The organism is Paenibacillus sp. sg306046 (assembly GCF_059821225.1).
On the sequence record NZ_JCAMRT010000092.1, the window covers coordinates 1 to 885 of the forward strand.

General features: G+C 61.3%; 1 protein-coding gene. It reads left to right on the forward strand.

Annotated elements, in window-relative coordinates; all coding sequences use genetic code 11:
* Positions 1-353: 353 nt before the first annotated feature.
* A partial coding sequence (locus AC6ROY_RS25420; RefSeq protein ID WP_500103348.1) for a hypothetical protein occupies positions 354-885 on the forward strand: 532 nt, incomplete at its 3' end.

The window sequence follows — 885 nt, forward strand, 5'->3', positions numbered from 1 at the left end:
AAACATTTATACGGAGATGGCGTTCGGGACCCAGCCGTATACGTATATGGAGCCGCAGCTGAGCGTGACATCGGCAGCGCACAGCAGTGCGACGGTTGGCTTCGCCGCCCCGGGAAGCGGAGCGACGGCCGTGAAGCTGCAGCAATCGACCGACGGGGGAGATACGTGGCAGGACGCATCGACGGGAGCGCTGGATGAGAACTCGACCTCGGCGACGGCAACGGGCTTGAGCGCGGAGCAGGAGTATGTGTTCCGTCTGGTCGTAACAGGAGGCTATTATTACGGCTACTCCAACTTCGCGGAGACGAAGACNAGCGCTGGATGAGAACTCGACCTCGGCGACGGCGACGGGCTTGAGCGCGGAGCAGGAGTATGTGTTCCGTCTGGTCGTAACAGGAGGCTATTATTACGGCTACTCCAACTTCGCGGAGGTGAAGACCGGTAGGGCCCCTACGCTTGCCAACGACGATGCCAATACGCTGACAGTTGATCTGACGACCGTCACTACAGGAAGCTCTGTGCTGCTGACAGCAGCGGGGGATCGGCAGACCGCATCGGGTGAAGCTGTCGGCGACGAGCAGTACATCCCGACAGGCTGGACATCAACGGAGAGCGGCCAGGACGGCAGCTTTGCTTGGAATGGCAGTGCCTACACCGCTTCCTACACGCCTGTGGCTGCGGGCAGCTATAAGGTAACCGTGACGTTCCAGAAAAAAGCGTGGGACGGCACAGCGTGGGAAACGGTCACCGGGTCCACTTACGAGAGAAGCGTTACGGTGACGGTCAACGCGCTGACCAACGCAACCGCGCCAAGCATCACCGGCCAGCCGCAGGGCGGTACGGTGAACGTGGGAGAAGCGCCGACGCTGAGCGTAGCGGCATCGT